This window comes from Cupriavidus sp. 01L46 (genome assembly GCF_056399905.1).
Genome location: NZ_JBFTSF010000133.1, coordinates 1 through 16,288, shown reverse-complemented (window position 1 = coordinate 16,288; position 16,288 = coordinate 1). Strand labels below are relative to the sequence as shown.

Annotated in this window: 17 protein-coding genes and 1 pseudogene; 15 read left to right on the top strand and 3 right to left on the bottom strand. The window is 67.0% G+C overall.

Translation table 11 applies throughout. From position 1 onward, the window contains the following. From AC1DS3_RS22360 to AC1DS3_RS22305, 12 genes are all read left to right on the top strand, one after another. Positions 1-727: DNA polymerase III subunit gamma/tau C-terminal domain-containing protein (locus AC1DS3_RS22360; protein WP_477127969.1), on the top strand; the 727-nt coding region annotated here is incomplete at its 5' end. Positions 728-809: 82 nt separating this feature from the next. Further along, positions 810-1,142 carry a YbaB/EbfC family nucleoid-associated protein gene (locus tag AC1DS3_RS22355; RefSeq protein ID WP_006157727.1) on the top strand — a complete coding sequence of 111 codons (333 nt, stop codon included), beginning with the start codon at positions 810-812 and terminating at the stop codon, positions 1,140-1,142. 18 nt (positions 1,143-1,160) lie between these two features. Then, the gene (locus AC1DS3_RS22350) at positions 1,161-1,478 is read left to right on the top strand and encodes an antibiotic biosynthesis monooxygenase family protein (protein ID WP_441640330.1); all 318 of its coding nucleotides are present in this window, start codon (positions 1,161-1,163) and stop codon (positions 1,476-1,478) included. After that, complete coding sequence (gene recR / locus AC1DS3_RS22345; protein ID WP_150993105.1) at positions 1,475-2,089, top strand: recombination mediator RecR; 615 nt, start codon at positions 1,475-1,477, stop codon at positions 2,087-2,089. The genes AC1DS3_RS22350 and recR overlap by 4 nt, the downstream gene beginning before the upstream one ends. 52 nt (positions 2,090-2,141) lie before the next feature. Continuing rightward, on the top strand, positions 2,142-3,047 hold the full coding sequence (locus AC1DS3_RS22340) for a LysR family transcriptional regulator (RefSeq protein WP_043347514.1): 906 nt from the start codon (positions 2,142-2,144) through the stop codon (positions 3,045-3,047). Between the two features lie 182 nt (positions 3,048-3,229). After that, on the top strand, positions 3,230-4,426 hold the full coding sequence (locus AC1DS3_RS22335) for a CaiB/BaiF CoA transferase family protein (RefSeq protein WP_477127968.1): 1,197 nt from the start codon (positions 3,230-3,232) through the stop codon (positions 4,424-4,426). Further along, entirely contained in the window at positions 4,423-5,391 is a 969-nt protein-coding gene (locus AC1DS3_RS22330; RefSeq protein ID WP_477127967.1) for a hydroxymethylglutaryl-CoA lyase, read from the top strand. Before AC1DS3_RS22335 ends, AC1DS3_RS22330 begins: the two co-directional genes overlap by 4 nt. A gap of 183 nt (positions 5,392-5,574) precedes the next feature. Beyond that, entirely contained in the window at positions 5,575-6,537 is a 963-nt protein-coding gene (locus AC1DS3_RS22325) for a Bug family tripartite tricarboxylate transporter substrate binding protein (RefSeq protein WP_441640362.1), read from the top strand. 231 nt (positions 6,538-6,768) lie between these two features. Next, positions 6,769-7,815: an ABC transporter substrate-binding protein gene (locus AC1DS3_RS22320; RefSeq protein ID WP_441640333.1), complete on the top strand. Its 1,047-nt coding sequence runs from the start codon at positions 6,769-6,771 to the stop codon at positions 7,813-7,815. Positions 7,816-8,013: 198 nt separating this feature from the next. Continuing rightward, on the top strand, positions 8,014-8,826 hold the full coding sequence (locus AC1DS3_RS22315; protein WP_441640334.1) for an ABC transporter ATP-binding protein: 813 nt from the start codon (positions 8,014-8,016) through the stop codon (positions 8,824-8,826). A gap of 77 nt (positions 8,827-8,903) precedes the next feature. Next, the gene (locus AC1DS3_RS22310; protein ID WP_441640335.1) at positions 8,904-9,695 is read left to right on the top strand and encodes an ABC transporter permease; all 792 of its coding nucleotides are present in this window, start codon (positions 8,904-8,906) and stop codon (positions 9,693-9,695) included. A 206-nt stretch (positions 9,696-9,901) separates the two neighbouring features. Then, on the top strand, positions 9,902-10,606 hold the full coding sequence (locus tag AC1DS3_RS22305; RefSeq protein WP_441640336.1) for a hypothetical protein: 705 nt from the start codon (positions 9,902-9,904) through the stop codon (positions 10,604-10,606). On the opposite strand, the gene AC1DS3_RS22300 is transcribed toward AC1DS3_RS22305, so the two are convergent. Together AC1DS3_RS22300 and AC1DS3_RS22295 are read right to left on the bottom strand one after the other, a co-directional pair. Then, positions 10,603-12,042 carry a sensor histidine kinase gene (locus tag AC1DS3_RS22300; RefSeq protein ID WP_441640337.1) on the bottom strand — a complete coding sequence of 480 codons (1,440 nt, stop codon included), beginning with the start codon at positions 12,040-12,042 and terminating at the stop codon, positions 10,603-10,605. The two genes, AC1DS3_RS22305 and AC1DS3_RS22300, sit on opposite strands and share 4 nt — an antisense overlap. Then, positions 12,039-12,737: a response regulator gene (locus AC1DS3_RS22295; protein ID WP_477127966.1), complete on the bottom strand. Its 699-nt coding sequence runs from the start codon at positions 12,735-12,737 to the stop codon at positions 12,039-12,041. The genes AC1DS3_RS22300 and AC1DS3_RS22295 overlap by 4 nt, the downstream gene beginning before the upstream one ends. 262 nt (positions 12,738-12,999) lie before the next feature. Between AC1DS3_RS22295 and AC1DS3_RS22290 the strand changes: the two genes are divergently transcribed. Continuing rightward, positions 13,000-14,058 carry a porin gene (locus AC1DS3_RS22290; RefSeq protein ID WP_441640339.1) on the top strand — a complete coding sequence of 353 codons (1,059 nt, stop codon included), beginning with the start codon at positions 13,000-13,002 and terminating at the stop codon, positions 14,056-14,058. A gap of 108 nt (positions 14,059-14,166) precedes the next feature. Here the strand turns inward: AC1DS3_RS22290 and AC1DS3_RS22285 are convergent, their stop codons facing one another. Then, positions 14,167-15,141 carry an NADPH:quinone oxidoreductase family protein gene (locus tag AC1DS3_RS22285; RefSeq protein WP_441640340.1) on the bottom strand — a complete coding sequence of 325 codons (975 nt, stop codon included), beginning with the start codon at positions 15,139-15,141 and terminating at the stop codon, positions 14,167-14,169. Between the two features lie 233 nt (positions 15,142-15,374). On the opposite strand from AC1DS3_RS22285, the gene surE reads away from it, so the two are divergent. Continuing rightward, positions 15,375-16,127, top strand: coding sequence for a 5'/3'-nucleotidase SurE (gene surE / locus AC1DS3_RS22280; protein ID WP_416049072.1), 753 nt, complete (start codon positions 15,375-15,377; stop codon positions 16,125-16,127). A gap of 28 nt (positions 16,128-16,155) precedes the next feature. Beyond that, a pseudogene (locus AC1DS3_RS22275) lies at positions 16,156-16,288 on the top strand (protein-L-isoaspartate(D-aspartate) O-methyltransferase); the annotation flags it as partial.

The following is a 16,288-nucleotide window of genomic DNA, read 5'->3' as shown; positions in this document are numbered from 1 at the left end:
GGCCGCAGCCCCATCGCGCCGGGAGCCTGTGCCCGCGCGGCAAGCCGCCACGGATGCGCGCGATGTCCGCGATAGCGGCCCGAGCGACGACGTCCCGCCGTGGGAACACGCGGGCAGCAGCGACGTGCCGCCCTGGGAAGACCTCCCGCCCGACCTGCCCGTGATCGGGCCGTACGACAGCGATCCCGAGCCAATGCCCTCGCGCCAGGCCGCGCCCCGGCGCGAACCTGCCCCGCGCGCTGCGCCGCCTGCTCCCGCCGCGGTGCAAGCCGCCCCGGCCGAGCCGGTGGCCCCGGTGCGGCTCACGCCGCCTAAGCCGCCGGTGGCGGGCGAAGATGGCACGCCGCCGGTGTTCACCGGCGCGTGGCCGGCACTGGCTGCCAGCCTGCCGCTCAAGGGCCTTGCACAGCAACTGGCCTACCAGAGCGAGCTTGTCCAGGTCGTGGGCCGCACCTTCCACCTGCGCGCGCCGGTGGCGCCCATTACCGAGGCGGGCGTCGTCGAACGCCTGCAGCAGACGCTGGCCGAGCACCTCGGCACCGAAGTGCGGGTGCAGTACGAGATTGGCGCGGTGGCTGATACCGCCGCCGCCGCGGATGCGCAGGCTCGCGCCGAGCGCCAGCGCGAAGCCGAGGCCACTATCGAAGGGGATCCCTTCGTGCAGGGTTTGCTGCGCGAGTTTGGCGGCACGATCCTGGAGGGATCGATCCAGCCGCGCGCCGCCTGACCTCTTATTTTTGCCAGGCCGCCGGCGCCCAAGACCCGCGGCGGCCCGTAACTTCCATCCAAACGCTAATCAGGAGCACTCCATGATGAAGGGCCAACTGGCCGGGCTGATGAAGCAAGCCCAGCAGATGCAGGAAAACATGAAGAAGATGCAGGAGCAGCTTGCCCTGATCGAGGTCGAGGGCCAGTCCGGCGCCGGCCTGGTCAAGGTGGTGATGACCTGCAAGAACGACGTCAAGCGCGTCTCCATCGACCCCAGCCTGCTCGCCGAAGGCGAAGACAAGGAACTGCTGGAAGACCTGGTCGCCGCTGCGTTCAACGACGCCGTGCGCAAGGCCGAGGCCACCTCGCAGGAAAAGATGGGCTCGATGACCTCCGGCCTGCCGTTGCCCCCGGGCTTCAAGCTGCCGTTCTGAGCCTGGCACGGAGCCCGCATGATTCTCGAATCCGCAGTGCTGCCGGTGCGCCCCGGCCAGGAAGCCGCCTTTGAAGCGGCTTTCGGGCAGGCGCGTCATATCATCGCGGGCATGCCGGGCTTTCTTGGGCTTGAGTTGCATCGCGGTATCGAGCGGCCGTCGGAGTACCTGCTGACAGTGCGCTGGCGCACGCTGGAAGACCACACCGAGGGTTTTCGCGGCTCGCCCGAGTACCAGCAGTGGAAAGCCTTGCTGCATCATTTCTATGAGCCGTTTCCCACCGTGCTGCATCACTTGCCGGTGGTGAGCATGGCGGCGTCCGGAGGGCCGGCATGAAGGGCGCTCCCCCGACCTCGTTGCAGGCGCTGATCGAGGCGTTGCGGGTCTTGCCGGGCGTGGGGCCGAAGTCGGCCCAGCGCATGGCTTACCACCTGCTGCAGCACGACCGCGAAGGTGCCCGCAAGCTGGGCGACGCCTTGCGCGGCGCGGCCGACGGCATCAAGCATTGCTCGCGCTGCAATACGTTCACCGAGCAGGAAATCTGCTCGACCTGCCTGGACGAGCGGCGCGACGCCTCGCTGCTGTGCGTGGTGGAGACGCCGTCCGACCAGATCATGATCGAGCAGACGCTGACCTATCGCGGCCAGTATTTTGTGCTGATGGGCCGGCTTTCTCCGCTCGACGGCATCGGCCCGCGCGAGATCCACCTGGACCGGTTGCTGGCGCGTGCCACCGACCCCGCCATGGGCGGCCCGGTGACCGAGGTGATCGTCGCCACCAATTTCACGAGCGAAGGCGAGGCCACGGCGCACTATGTCGGCGAGATGCTGAAAGCGCGCGGCCTCAAGGTGTCGCGCCTGGCGCGCGGCGTGCCGGTGGGCGGCGAGCTTGAGTACGTCGATGCCGGCACCATTGCCCGCGCGGTGATGGACCGGCGCGCGGTGTAGCCGTGCCCGATCGCATTGCCATGCCTGGGTCCGTGCGCGGGGTCACGACCGCATGAATCTTGCCCGTTTCGACCTTGTCACGCTTGGCCTGTTCGTGGCCGTGGCCCGCCAGGGCAGCATTTCCGCCGGCGCGCGCCAGTCGCACCTGGCGGTGGCAGCGGCCAGCAAGCGCATTTCCGACCTGGAGGCCGCCGTTGGMGCGCCGCTGTTCTTTCGCCACGCGGCCGGGGTGCAGCTGACCGAGGCCGGGCAGGCCTGCTTCCACCATGCGCTGACCATCCTGCAGGACGTGGAGCGCATGGCCGGCGTGATGTCGGACTACGCCAGCGGCGTGCGCGGCCAGGTGCGCGTGTGCGCCAATACCTCGGCCATCACGCAGTTCCTGCCCGACGACCTGGCGACCTTCATGGCGCTGCATCCGACCATCCGCATCGAGCTCGAAGAGCAGAACAGCAGCGAGATCGTGGCCGCGCTGGTGGAAAACCGCGCGGACGTGGGCATCTTTGCCGACCGCACRCCCAGCGCGGGCCTGGTCACGGTGGAGTACCGGCAGGACGAACTGGTGCTGGTCACGCCGCCGGGCCATCCGCTGTCCGAGCGCGGGCCCGTGCGCTATGCGGACACGCTGGAATACGACTTCGTCAGCTTGCCGCAGGTCACCTCGCTGGCGGCCCGCTTGCTGGAGGAAAGCAGCCGGCTGGACCGGCCTTTCCGCCTGCGCATCCAGGTGCGCAGCTTCGACGCCATGTGCCGCATGGTGATGGCGGGGCTGGGCGTGGGCGTGCTGCCGCGCATCGCGGCCGAGCCGCACGTGCAGTCGATGGGTTTGTCGCTGGTGGGGCTGCAGGATGCGTGGGCCCGCCGCACGCTGCTGATCGGCATGCGTGACCCCGCCGGGCTGACGGTGTCGGCGCGGCTGCTCATCACCCATCTCTGCGGCGACCGCGCGCCGTTCTGAAACGTGGTTCGTTCGGGGCTTTCGCGTTCCGAGAAGGCCCGCTTCTCCGAATGCCGATTCCGCCAGCCGCCCGGCTGGGGCACACTGCGTCGAAACAAGGCGTGCCGCCAGCCGCGCTGGCCGCGGCGCTTCCCATCGGCACACGCCTGCTGCAACCCACACCGMACGGAGACACCCCCACCATGGCGCGACAGATCCTTGAAGGCATTCGGGTCCTCGAACTCGGGCAATTGATTGCCGGCCCCTTCGCCGCCAAGACCCTCGCCGATTTCGGCGCTCACGTGGTCAAGGTGGAGCCGCCCGGACAGGGCGACCCGCTGCGCAAATGGCGCATGCTTTACGAGGACACCTCTGTCTGGTGGGAAGCGCAATCGCGCAACAAGCAATCCATCTGCATCGACCTGCGCAATCCGCAAGGGCAGGCCGTGGTGCGCAAGCTGGCTGCCGAGGCCGACGTGCTGATCGAGAACTTCCGTCCCGGCACCATGGAGAAATGGGGCCTGGGCTATGAAGCGCTGCGCGCGGAAAACCCCGGCCTGATCATGGTGCGCGTGTCCGGCTACGGCCAGACCGGCCCGAAGAAGGACGAGCCGGGCTTTGCCGCGGTGGCCGAGGCCATGGGCGRCCTGCGCTACCTCACGGGCGAGCCGGGCCGTGCCCCGGTGCGTGCCGGCCTGTCGCTGGGCGACACCATCGCCGGGCTGCATGGCGCGCTCGGCGTGCTGCTGGCGCTGTACGAGCGCGATGCGCGCGGCGGCGAAGGGCAGGTGATCGACGTGGCGCTGTACGAGTCGCTGTTCAACCTGAGCGAAAGCCTGCTGCCGGAGTATTCGGCGTTTGGCGCCGTGCGCCAGCCGGCTGGCGGCGCCTTGCCCGGCATCGCGCCGTCCAACGCCTATCCCTGCGCCAGTGGCGAGTACGTGCTGGTGGCCGCCAACGGAGACGCCATCTTCAAGCGCCTGATGCACGCTATCGGCMGCGCCGACCTGGGCGACGACCCGGCGCTCGCGCGCAACGACGGCCGCGTGAAGCGCGTCGACGAGATCGATGCCGCCATCACCGCGTGGACCCGCACGCAAAGCGTGGAAGACGCGCTGGTGGTGCTCAAGCAGGCCGAAGTGCCATCCGGGCGCATCTACACCGTCAAGGACATCTCGGAAGACCCGCACTACCGTGCGCGCGGCGTGATCGAGAGCGTGACCGCGGCCAGCGGCCTGAGCGTCGAAGTGCCGGGCATCATGCCCAAGCTCTCGGCCAGCCCGGGCGCCATCCACGACCGTGCGCCCACGCTGGGCGAACACACCGACAGCGTACTGGAGGCGGCCGGCTTCGACGCTGCCACCATCGCCGACATGCGCGCACGCGGGGTGGTGGCATGAGCGCGTCATGCATGCTGCGCGGCCCGGCCCGCATCGAGATCAACGAAGTCGCGCCGCGCGATGGCCTGCAGATCGAGCCGGCCGTGGTGCCCACTGACGCCAAGGTGGCCTTTCTGGATGCCTTGTCCGCCTGCGGCTTTGCCCGCATCGAAGCCACGTCATTTACCTCGGCCAAGGCCATCCCCGCATTGGCCGATGCCGAGGCGGTCATGCACCGCATGCAGCGCGGCGCGGGCGTGCGCTACACCGCGCTGGTGCCGAACCTGCGCGGCCTGGAGCGCGCGTTGTCGTGCCGGCCCGATGAGCTCAACCTGGTGATGTCGGCCAGCGAGACGCATAACCGCGCCAACCTGCGCATGACGCGCGCTCAATCGCAAGCGCAATTGCTGGCAATGATCGAGGCGGCCAACGCGGCGGGTGTGCCGGTCAATGTTTCTCTGTCCACCGTGTTCGGCTGCCCCTTCGAGGGCGAGGTCGATGCCGGTGCCGTGATGGCCCTGGCCGAGTCCTTCGCCCATGCTGGCGCGGCCGGCATCACGCTGTGCGACACCACCGGCATGGCGTATCCCACGCAGGTGGCCGYGCTGTGCGAGCGTTTCCAGCAAAGCTTGCCGCAGGCGGGCCTCACCATTCACCTGCATAACACCCGCGGCATGGGCCTGGCCAACGCGCTGGCCGCCTGGCAGGCGGGCGTGACCCGCTTCGACGCCGCCGCCGGCGGTCTCGGTGGTTGCCCCTTTGCGCCCGGTGCCAGCGGCAACGTCAGCACCGAGGAACTGGTGCATATGTTCGATGCCATGGGCGTGGACACCGGCGTGGACCTGGCGCGCCTGCTCGACGTGGTGGCCGGCTTGCCCGCGCTGGTCCAGCGTGACACCGCCAGCCAGTTGCTGCGCGCCGGCACTCGCCTGCGCACGCACCAGCCGCCGGCCTGGCTGGCCGAGCATTTCGCCGGGCAGGGCTGACACCGGGCCCGCCCACAAGAATCCCGAACGACGGGTGCGCACCGCACGGCGAGGGCCGGCGGGCGCTGATCAAAAAACCAAGATCAACAAGCACCAAGCAGGAGACACTCCATGCCTCGCAATCCGGCATTTGCCATCGCACGTCCCCAATCTTCCCTGTGCGCATCCGGCGCGCGCCGCAAGATGCTCGCCGCCGTGGCTCTGGCTGCCGCCGGCCTGGCCGGCACGGCCGCATGGGCGCAGGACGGCGCCTACCCGACGCGCCCGGTCACGCTGGTGGTGTCCGCCGCCGCGGGCGGCACCACCGACCTGGCCGCGCGCATGATCGCCGAGCCCCTGTCCAAGGCCCTCGGCCAGCCGGTGGTAGTGGACAACCGCCCCGGCGGCTCGGGCGGCATTGCCGCGCAGACGGTGGCGCGCGCCAAGCCGGACGGCTACACCCTGATGGTGCAGTACTCGGGCTACCAGGTCATCTCGCCGCTGCTGATGAAGAACGCGTGGGACCCGGTGAAGGATTTCTCCCCGGTCGCCAACATCCTGTCTGCGCCGCAAGTACTGGTGGTGCGCCCGAGCCTGCCGGTGAAGACGCTCAAGGAACTGGTGGCCTATGCCAAGGCTAACCCCAACAAGCTCAACTACGCGTCGTCGGGCAACGGTTCGCTGCAGCATGTTTCCACCGAGCTGCTGAACCAGATGGCCGGCATCCAGATCACCCATGTCCCATACAAAGGCACTGGCCCGGCCATGACCGACCTGCTGGGCGGCTCGGTGGATCTCACTATCACCACGCCGCCGCCCCTGATGGGGCATATCGCGGGCGGCAAGCTGCGCGCGCTGGTGGTCACCAGCAAGCAGCGCCTGCCCAGCCTGAAGGACGTGCCCTCCGCACCGGAAGCGGGCTATCCCGATCTCGATGTGTCGTCCTGGTTCGCGATGTACGCGCCGGCTGGCACGCCTAAGCCGATCATCGACAAGCTCGCCGGCGAGATCGAGCGCATCATGCAGACCGAGGCCTTCCGCAAGAAGGCGGAGGAGCTCGGCGCCGAGGCGAAGTTCATGGGCCCGCAGCAACTCGCGACCTATCAGCGCAACGAGCTGGTCCGCTGGGCCAAGGTCATCAAGGCCGCCGATATCCACGCGGAATGATGCCTGCGCCCGGGGCCGGCAGTAAGCCGGCCGAAAGGCGCACCCTGTATCTTCGATGCCCACACGCTGGCGCGGATGCCGGCGTGGCATAGGTGTTGATCCCGATGCGGCGCTCTGCGGCATCGGCTAGCATCGCAACTTGCCGCTACGCGGCACTACGCATGCCGTGGCACACGTGGCATGCATCAGCGCGAGAGCCGCAGTTGACGGGTAATCAGGTAGGAGAGAGAAATGTATAACAAGAAATTCTGGAAGCAGGCGCTGCTCGCGCTGGCGCTGTTCCTTGCGGGCTGGTTCACGTTTGGCGGCTACGCCCAGGCACAGGGCAAGCCCGAGAAGACCAAGGTCACCATCGCCGTGGGCGGCAAGAACCTGTTCTACTACCTGCCGCTGACCATTGCCGAGCGCCTCGGCTACTTCAAGGATGAAGGGCTCGACGTCGAGATCGTCGACTTCGCCGGCGGCGCCAAGGCGCTGCAGGCCGTGGTGGGCGGTAGCGCCGATGTGGTTTCCGGCGCCTACGAGCACACCATCAACCTGCAGGCCAAGGGCCAGCAGTACCAGGAATTCGTGCTGCAGGGCCGCGCCCCGCAGATCGTGCTGGTGGTCTCCAACAAGACCATGCCCAACTTCAAGTCGGTGGCCGACCTCAAGGGCAAGAAGATCGGCGTGACCGCGCCGGGATCCTCCACCAACATGATGGCCAACTTCGTGCTGGCAAAAGCCGGCCTGAAGGCATCGGACGTTTCCTTCATCGGTGTCGGCGCCAGCGCTGGCGCGGTGGCGGCCATGCGCTCCGGCCAGATCGACGCGATGGCCAACCTCGATCCTGTCGTGTCGATGCTGACCCAGAAGAACGAAGTGCGCATCGCCTCTGACACCCGCACGCTCAAGGACACCCAGGCTGTCTTCGGCGGCAATATGCCGTCGGGTTGCCTGTACGCGTCCACCGCCTTTATCCAGCAGAACCCGAACACCACGCAGGCCATGACCAACGCCATGGTGCGCGCGCTCAAGTGGCTGCAGAAGGCCGGCCCGTCGGACATCGTCAAGACCGTGCCGGAAAGCTATCTGCTGGGCGACCGCGCGCTGTATTTGTCCGCCTGGGAAAAGGTCAAGGAAGCCATCTCGCCGGACGGTACCATGCCGGCCGACGGTCCCAAGACCGCGCTCAACACGCTGCAACAGTTCGACCCGGACCTGAAGGGCAAGACCATCAAGCTGGAGAACACCTTCACCAACACCTTCGTGCAGAAGGCGAACGCCAAGTACAAGTAAGGCATCGCCTGCGCCCAGGGTGCCGGCGGCCCGCTGCGTGCAGCGGGCCTTTGCATTGGCGCATACCGATGCCATCCATGGCATCTGGTGCGCCGTCCTGAACCTGCTTTCCACGTCATTACTATCGCGCGGAGCCGCGGTGCCTGCATCCATCGCACCCGTTGCGTCATTCAGCACCGTATCCGCCAAGAGCCTGCCATGAGCACTCCCGCACTTTCCCTCGACAACGTCACCTGCACCTTCGTCTCCCGCGACGATCGCAGCCAGCGCTATACCGCCGTCAAGGAGACCACCCTGGACATCCAGCCCGGCGAGTTCGTCTCCGTGGTGGGGCCGACCGGCTGCGGCAAGTCCACCTTGCTGAATGTGGGGGCCGGCTTGCTGCAGCCTTCGATCGGCGAGGTACGGGTGTTCGGCGAGCCGCTGCGCGGCATCAACGCCCGCGCCGGCTACATGTTCCAGGCCGAGGCGCTGATGCCGTGGCGCAGCGCGCTCGACAACGTCATTGCCGGGCTTGAATTCCGCGGCATGGCGCGTGCCGAAGCGCAGCAGGAGGGCGAGGCCTGGCTGCGCCGCGTCGGCCTGGGCGGGTTTGGCGACCGCTACCCGCACCAGCTCTCCGGCGGCATGCGCAAGCGCGTGAGCCTGGCCCAGACGCTGATACTGGATCCGGACATCATCCTGATGGACGAGCCGTTCTCCGCGCTCGACATCCAGACCCGCCAGCTGATGGAAAACGAGGTGCTGGAGCTGTGGGCGGCCAAGCGCAAGGCAGTGCTGTTCATCACCCACGATCTTGACGAGGCCATCGCCATGAGCGACCGCGTGGTGGTGCTGTCGGCAGGTCCCGGCACGCACCCGATCGGCGAGTTCGCCATCGACCTGCCGCGTCCGCGCGACGTGGCCGAGATCCGCAACCATCCTCGCTTCATCGAGCTGCACGCGGCCATCTGGGACGTGCTGCGCGAGGAAGTGCTCAAGGGCTACGCGCAGCAGCGCAAGGTGGCCTGAGATGGCCTGGCGCGCTTCGTTCCCATTCAATCCGGTCTGATCAATCCAGTCTGATTTCAATTCGAGTTTCGATTCCCATGGCTTTCCGTCCCGACTCCAAAGGCATGCTGCGATTCTGGCAGCTGCTCGTCCTCGTTGTGATCCTCGGCGCCTGGCATGCCGCCACGCGCTCGCAGCAGGTTGCCTTCTTCTTCGGTGAGCCACTGATGGTGGCCCAGCGCATCTGGAACTGGTTCGTCATCGAGCGCGACATCTACGTCCACCTCGGCGTGACCTTGATCGAGACGCTGCTGGCCTTTGGCATCGGCACGGCCGCGGGCCTCGGCGTTGGCCTGTGGCTGGCGCTCAGCCCGCTCACCTCGGCCATCCTCGATCCCTATATCAAGGCGATGAACTCGATGCCACGCGTGATCCTGGCGCCGATCTTCGCCGTCTGGTTTGGCCTTGGCATCTGGTCCAAGGTAGCGCTGGCGGTGACGCTGGTGTTCTTCATCGTGTTCTTCAACGTCTACCAGGGCGTCAAGGAAGTCAGCCCCGTGGTGCTGGCCAACGTGCGCATGCTGGGCGCGAACCGCAAGCAGCTGYTGCGCCATGTCTACCTGCCGAGCGCGACCAGCTGGGTGTTTTCCTCGTTGCATACGTCAGTCGGCCTGGCCTTCGTGGGCGCGGTGGTGGGCGAGTACCTGGGCTCGGCGCGCGGCGTTGGCTACCTGATCCTGCAGGCCGAGGGCACCTTCGACATCAACACCGTGTTCGCGGGCATCGTGGTGCTGACCGCGGCGGCGCTGATGCTGGATACGCTGGTCGGCAACGTGGAGAAGCGGCTGATGAAGTGGCAGCCCAAGAGCGGAGAGACCGAGCGGCTGTAAGCCAGCCGTCGGGCTGGCACCCGGGCGATCGCGAGAGTGAGCCGCAACGTGGTGGAGGTTGGTTGAAATTTATTGTTTTACAATAAAAATTGTTTGTAAGACAATCATTTTCACATAAGATCACGGCTTGCTCACCGTCCGGAGTCGCCATGCATCCCCCTGTTTTCTCACGCATCGTCCGTATCGGCCGGCGCTAAGCCAGCGTGATGCCCAATGCTGACCGCGGCGCGCACGCCATGCGCCGCCGCCAGTGGCCGATCGTGGTGGCGCTGGTGCTGGTGGCGCATGGGCTCGTGCTGGGCCCGGTGCCCTGGCCGGCACGGCAGGCCTCGCTCTCGTTGCCACGGCCTGGCGAGCGGGATCAGCGGGCCATGCAGTGGGTGGCAGTGTTGCCGTCCACCAGGTTACCCACGCCCGCTGCCACCGCCAAGCCCGCTGCATCCTCCCGCAAGCCGCAGGCCTTGTCCGCGTCTCGGCCTGAGCGCGTGTCCGCAAGGCAGTCCGGCCGGGAGCCAGCCGCGGCGATGGCTTTGCCGCCCGGGGCGGGCGTACCTTTCAACAGTTCTAGCGCGGCCAGCGTGCCCATGCTGCCGCTGGCACCGATGCGCTCCGCAGATCCGGCATCTGCCACCAGTGATGCGCGGGACAATATCGCCCGTAGTCGTCAGCGGGGCGAGGCCGTCTTCGAGCGCGCCGCCTCCGACGCGGTGGCCTCGCCTGCGCAGCGGCTTGCCGCGGGCATGGCCGCGGCCGCGCAAGGCGAGGCCCTTGTCGAGTCGCAGGTGGGCACGAACCGCACTGCGCGCGTGCGCGGCGCCGCAGGGACTTACTGCTTGCGCATGAAGGACCCAAGCCTGAAGGTCGATCCGTTTCGGCAGGAGCTGGCACTGCCGGCCAATTGCCCGCCTTAGTGGTCCCGCCAACTTTGGTGCGATGCGAGCCCGGCCCCGGCGCCCGCCACCGCGGTCACCGCGAAGCGCACGCTGACGGTCAGGCCGCCGCCGGGGGTTTCCTCAAGCGCCACCGTGGCGCCATGGGCGCGCGCGATCTGGCGCACGATCGGCAGGCCCAGGCCGCTGCCAGCCTGCCCCGGGATGGATTCGCCGCGATAGAAGCGCTGGAATACCTTGTCGCGCTCGTCGTCAGCAACGCCCGGGCCGCTATCCACCACTTGCAGCAACGGCTGGTTTTCCGGACCCACCACGCGCACGGTCACCTGCGTTCCGGCGCCGCCGTAGCGGATCGCGTTATCCACGAGGTTGCCGGCCAACTCCTGCAGCAGTTCCGCTTGCCCCAGGACTTGTACCGGCGCATCGGCTTCGAAGCCCAGGTCGACCTGGGCGGCCCGCGCCACCGGTGCCCATTCGAGCGCCACGTCCCTGGCCAGCGTATCGAGGCGCAAGGGCAGCAACGCCGGCGCGTAGCCACTGTCCGGTTCCAGGCGCGATAGCGAAAGCAATTGCTGCACGCCCTTGGCGGCGTGGCGCACGGTATCGTGCAGCGGCCCCAGGTGGCGAAGGATACGGTCGCCATCGCGCTCGCGCAGCGCCAGTTCCGACTGCGCCTGCATGATGGCCAGCGGCGTCTTCAACTGGTGGGCGGCATCGGCAAAGAAGCGCTTGCGCGCCAGCAACATGCGGTGCAGGCGCGCAACGTATTGGTTGATCGCCTCGACCAGAGGCTTCATTTCGGCGGGCAGGTCCTTTTGCTCCAGCGGCGCCAGGTCGTCGGCGCCACGTTCGGCCACCGTGGCGCTGAGCCGGTGCAGCGGCCGCAGGCCGCGCCGCACGCCGAACCACACGATGCCCAGCGCCAGCGTGACCAGTATCATTTCCTGTTGCAGCGAGCCGGCCAGGATCTCGTGCGCCAGCGACTGGCGCGGCTCGATGGTCTCGCCGACCAGCACCCAGACCAGCCGCGCCTGCCCCGACGGCATGTCGCGCACCGGCAGCGGCTGCGCTGCCATGCGCACCGGCTCGCCGCGGAAAACGGCGTCGTAGAAGACGGTCTTGTAGAGCGGCTGCTTTGGCGTGGCCGGCATCGGCAGGTCGTCGTAGCCGGTCAGCGTGGCGCCGTGCTCGTCGCGAATCACGTAGTAGATCCGGCTGCCGGCCTCGGACTCGAAGATCTCCAGCGCCAGGTAAGGCACGTCGATGGCGAAGCGGCCCTCATGCAGGCGGATGCCTTCGCGCATCGATTTGAGCGAGGCTTCCAACGTGCGGTCGAACGCCACGTGGGCCGCGTCCATCGCGCGGTGATAGGTCATCCAAGCGTCCATTGCCAGCAGCGCCAGCAACGGCAGCAGCAGCCAGAGCGACAGCTGCAGGCGCAGGCTCGGGACTCTCATCGGGCGGTGGGCGTGGCCACGCTTGCTTGCGGGGAGGCATCGAGCAGATAGCCCAGCCCGCGCAGGGTCACGATGGCCACGCCGCTGCCTTCGAGCTTCTTGCGCAGGCGATGCACGTAGATTTCGATGGCGTCCGGGTTGACCGATTCATCGATGCCGAAAATCTTCTCCGACATGGCTTCCTTGTTGACGGCGCGTCCGTCGCGCAGCATCAGCACCTCGAGCACGGCGCGCTCCCGCCGGGTCAGCGCGAGGGGCTCGCCGCCCAGSACGAAGGCGCGGCTGATGCCGTCATAGCACAGCGGGCCGCATTGCAATTGCGTGCTCTCGTGACCAAAGCTGCGGCGTATCAGCGCGCGTGCGCGGGCCTCTAGTTCCGACAGGTCGAACGGCTTGGACAGGTAGTCGTCCGCACCCAGGTTGAGCCCCTTCACGCGATCCTCGACCGAGCCGTGCGCGGTCAGGATCAGCACGGGCATGGCATTGCGCCGTTGCYGCAGGCGCCGCAGCACCTCCAGGCCATCGAGCTTAGGCAGGCCCAGGTCGAGGATGACCAGCGCGTAGTCCTGGGTCGAGAGCAGGTGATCGGCCGCGCGGCCATCGTGCATGCAGTCCACGGTGAAGCCCGCCTGGCTTAGCGCCTCGACCAGGGCATTCGCCAGCATCACATTATCTTCAACGAGCAGGATTCGCATTCTCTTGGCTGGGCGGGGCGCCCGGGTGAAATCGGTAAAAGCGGGGGAGCGCCGCAACGGCGGGCTGCGCTGAGGAATACAGGTATCCGGCCCGACTTTGAAGCTAGGGAAACTCCCGACTCCGAATGCCGCGCGGCAATGAAATCCGTCGAATTTCGAAAGCGAACTGAAAGTGCACCTGCCATACCATGCGTGCCATCCCGGGGGGCTGCCCGGATATCACCACAAGAATCACAAATCACAAATCACAAGAGGAGACAGCATGAAGCTGAAATCGATCGCGCTGGCAGCAGTCGGCATGAGCCTGGCCGGTGGCGCCGCGGCGCAATCCAGCGTGACCCTGTACGGCATCATGGATGCCGGCATCGAATATGCCAGCCATGCCGGCCCGAACGGCTCGGTGCTCAAGATGACCTCGGGCGGCAAGAACACGTCGCGTTGGGGCATGCGCGGCAGCGAGGACCTTGGCGGTGGGCTCAAGGCACTGTTCCAGCTGGAGAGCGGCATCGCCATCGATACAGGCCGGCTGGATTCCGACGGCACGCTGTTCGATCGCCGCGCCATCGTTGGCTTGTCCAGCAAGTATGGCCAAGTGGTGCTGGGCCGCACCTTCACCACCACCTACGATTTCATGCTGCCGTTCGACCCGATGGGCTACGCGCCGAATTATTCGTGGGCGACCTCGGCGACCGCTACCGGCGACCGCAAGGATGGCCTGTTCTCGCGCGCGTCCAACGCGATCCGCTACGACGGCACCTTTGGCGGCGTGAAGCTGGGTGCCACGGTGGCGCTGGGTGAAGTGGCCGGCAGCTTCAAGAGCTCGTCCAAGTACGATCTCGGTGTGGGCTACAGCGCGGGCGGCTTTGCCGCGGCCGCTACCTGGGACCGCCAGAACGGCGCGGGCACCAGCACCACGCCCGCCGATGTCACGAATTACATTCAGGGCATCCACGCTGGCGCCAGCTATGACTTCGGCGACCTGAAGCTTTACGCGGGCTACCGCAACTACAAGCGGACCTTCACCACGGCGGCCGCGTCTCACCGCAGCGATATGTACTGGGGCGGCGCGTCGTATGACTTCACGCCTGCGTTCACGTTGTATGGCGCGGTCTACAAGCAGAATATCAAGGGCGGCAGCGATGCCGATCCGATCCTGTTCTCGATGCGTGCCCAGTATGCGCTGTCAAAGCGCACCACGGCTTACCTGTCGGGTGGCTATGCCAAGGCGCGCAACGGGCAGAACGTGAGCTTGTCCCGGGACTTCATCGGCTATGCAAACAACCAGGTGGGCGTGACCGCCGGCTTGCAGCATCGCTTCTGATGCGGGCAGTGATGGCTGCGTGAAACGCCGCCGAGCAAGAAAAAAGCGCCTGGTGCTACGGCCCCAGGCGCTTTTTTTGCTCTTGCACGGCGCCAGAGGCGCGCCACCTCAGGGCACGATGACGATCTTGCCGGTGACCTTGCGGGCTTCCATGTCTTTCAGGGCTTGCGGCGCCTGCTCCAGCGGATAGCGCGCGGAGATATGCGGGCGGATCTTGCCTTCCTTCATCCAGCCCAGCATCTGTGCCATGTTGGCCTGGTTGGCCTTGGGTTCGCGCCGTGCAAAGTCACCCCAGAACACGCCCACCAGCGAGGCGCCCTTGAGCAGCGCCAGGTTCAGCGGGAGCTTGGGGATTTCGCCATTGGCGAAGCCAACCACCAGGTAGCGGCCGCGCCAGCCGATCGAGCGGAACGCCGGCTCGGCGTAGACGCCGCCCACCGGGTCATAGATGACGTCGGGGCCGCGGCCATCGGTCAGCGCCTTCACGCGTTCGCGCAGGTCTTCGGTGCTGTAGTTGATCAGCGCATCGGCGCCATGGTCCTTGCAGACCGCGAGCTTTTCGTCGGTGGAGGCGGCCGCGATCACGCGCGCGCCGATGGCCTTGCCGATTTCGATGGCGGCCAGGCCCACGCCGCCGGCAGCGCCGAGCACCAGCATGGTCTGGCCCGCCTTCAGCTCACCCCGGTCGATCACCGCATGGTGCGAGGTGCCGTAGGTGAGGGTGAATGCCGCAGCGGTCTCGAAGTCGATGCCCGGTGGCATCGGCACCACGGCGGCGGCGGGGGCCTTGGCCTGCGAGGCGAAGGCGCCGTTGCCCAGGTAGGCGATAACCTTGTCGCCGGGTTTGACGTGCGTCACGCCTTCGCCCACCGCGTTGACCACGCCAGCCAGTTCCGAGCCGGGCGAGAAGGGCAGCTGCGGCTTGGCCTGGTATTTGTTTTGGATGATGAGGACGTCGGGAAAATTCACGCCAGCCGCCTTCACGTCGATGACGACTTCGCCCGCGCCGGGCACGAGGTCAGGCAGGGTTTCGAGCACCAGCGAATCAGGCGGGCCCCAGGCTTTGCAAAGTACGGCTTTCATCATGTCTCCGGTGATATGTTCGATGCCCGGCAGAAGATGGCGCAAAAGGGTGCATGCGCGATGCACGCGTGGTCCATGCCAGTTGCGCCAGGCAGGCCCGGGCAAGTGTAGCTCAAAAATAGCACGGTCGTTCTGTTACAAGCTGGCGAGCCGCCGCCGGGCACGGGTTTTGCGGCAGGATTTGCGCTGCGGACAGGCCGCTTGCGGCAGCCTTGTCAGGTACAATCCCGGCCATGCATATCCTCCTCGCAAACGATGACGGTTACCTGGCGCCGGGGCTAGCCGCGCTACATGCCGCGCTGGCGCCGCTGGCGCGCATCACGGTAATTGCGCCTGAGCAGAACCACAGCGGTGCTTCCAACTCGCTGACCTTGCAGCGGCCACTGTCCATCTATGAAGCCCGGGAGGGCGTGCAGAAGGGGTTCCGCTTCGTCAACGGCACGCCGACCGATTGCGTGCATATCGCGCTGACCGGCCTGCTCGACGAGAAACCCGACCTGGTGGTGTCCGGCATCAACCAGGGCCAGAACATGGGCGAGGACGTACTGTATTCCGGTACCGTCGCCGCCGCCATCGAGGGCTTCCTGCTTGGCATTCCCTCGATCGCTTTTTCGCAGGTGGACAAGGGCTGGACCCATCTCGACGCCGCCGCGCGCGTGGCACGCGACATTGTCGAGCGCTATATCGCCAGGCCCTCGGCCGAGCCGTTCCTGCTCAACGTCAATATTCCCAGCCTGCCGTTTGAACACATCAAGGGCTACCGTGCCACCCGGCTCGGCAAGCGCCATCCGTCCCAGCCGGTCATCACGCAGGTCAACCCGCGCGGCGATACCAACTATTGGATCGGCCCCGCCGGCGATGCGCGCGATGCGAGCGAGGGCACGGACTTCCATGCCACGGGCGAAGGCTTTGTGTCGCTGACTCCTTTGCAGCTGGACCTGACTCACCGCGGGCAGCTCGAGCAGATCAACCAGTGGCTGGCATAAGCCCTCGCCAGCGCAGTTGCCGGCCGTCATGAGTTCCGTCCCGCGTCGCCCAAAATTTCCCCTGTCGCTGGACGCGGTGGTCGAGCGCAAGCCCGCGCCGGCGCGTACCGCTGGCATGCCTGCCGTGGGCGGCGCGCGCGGCGCGGCGATGGCCGCCAAAT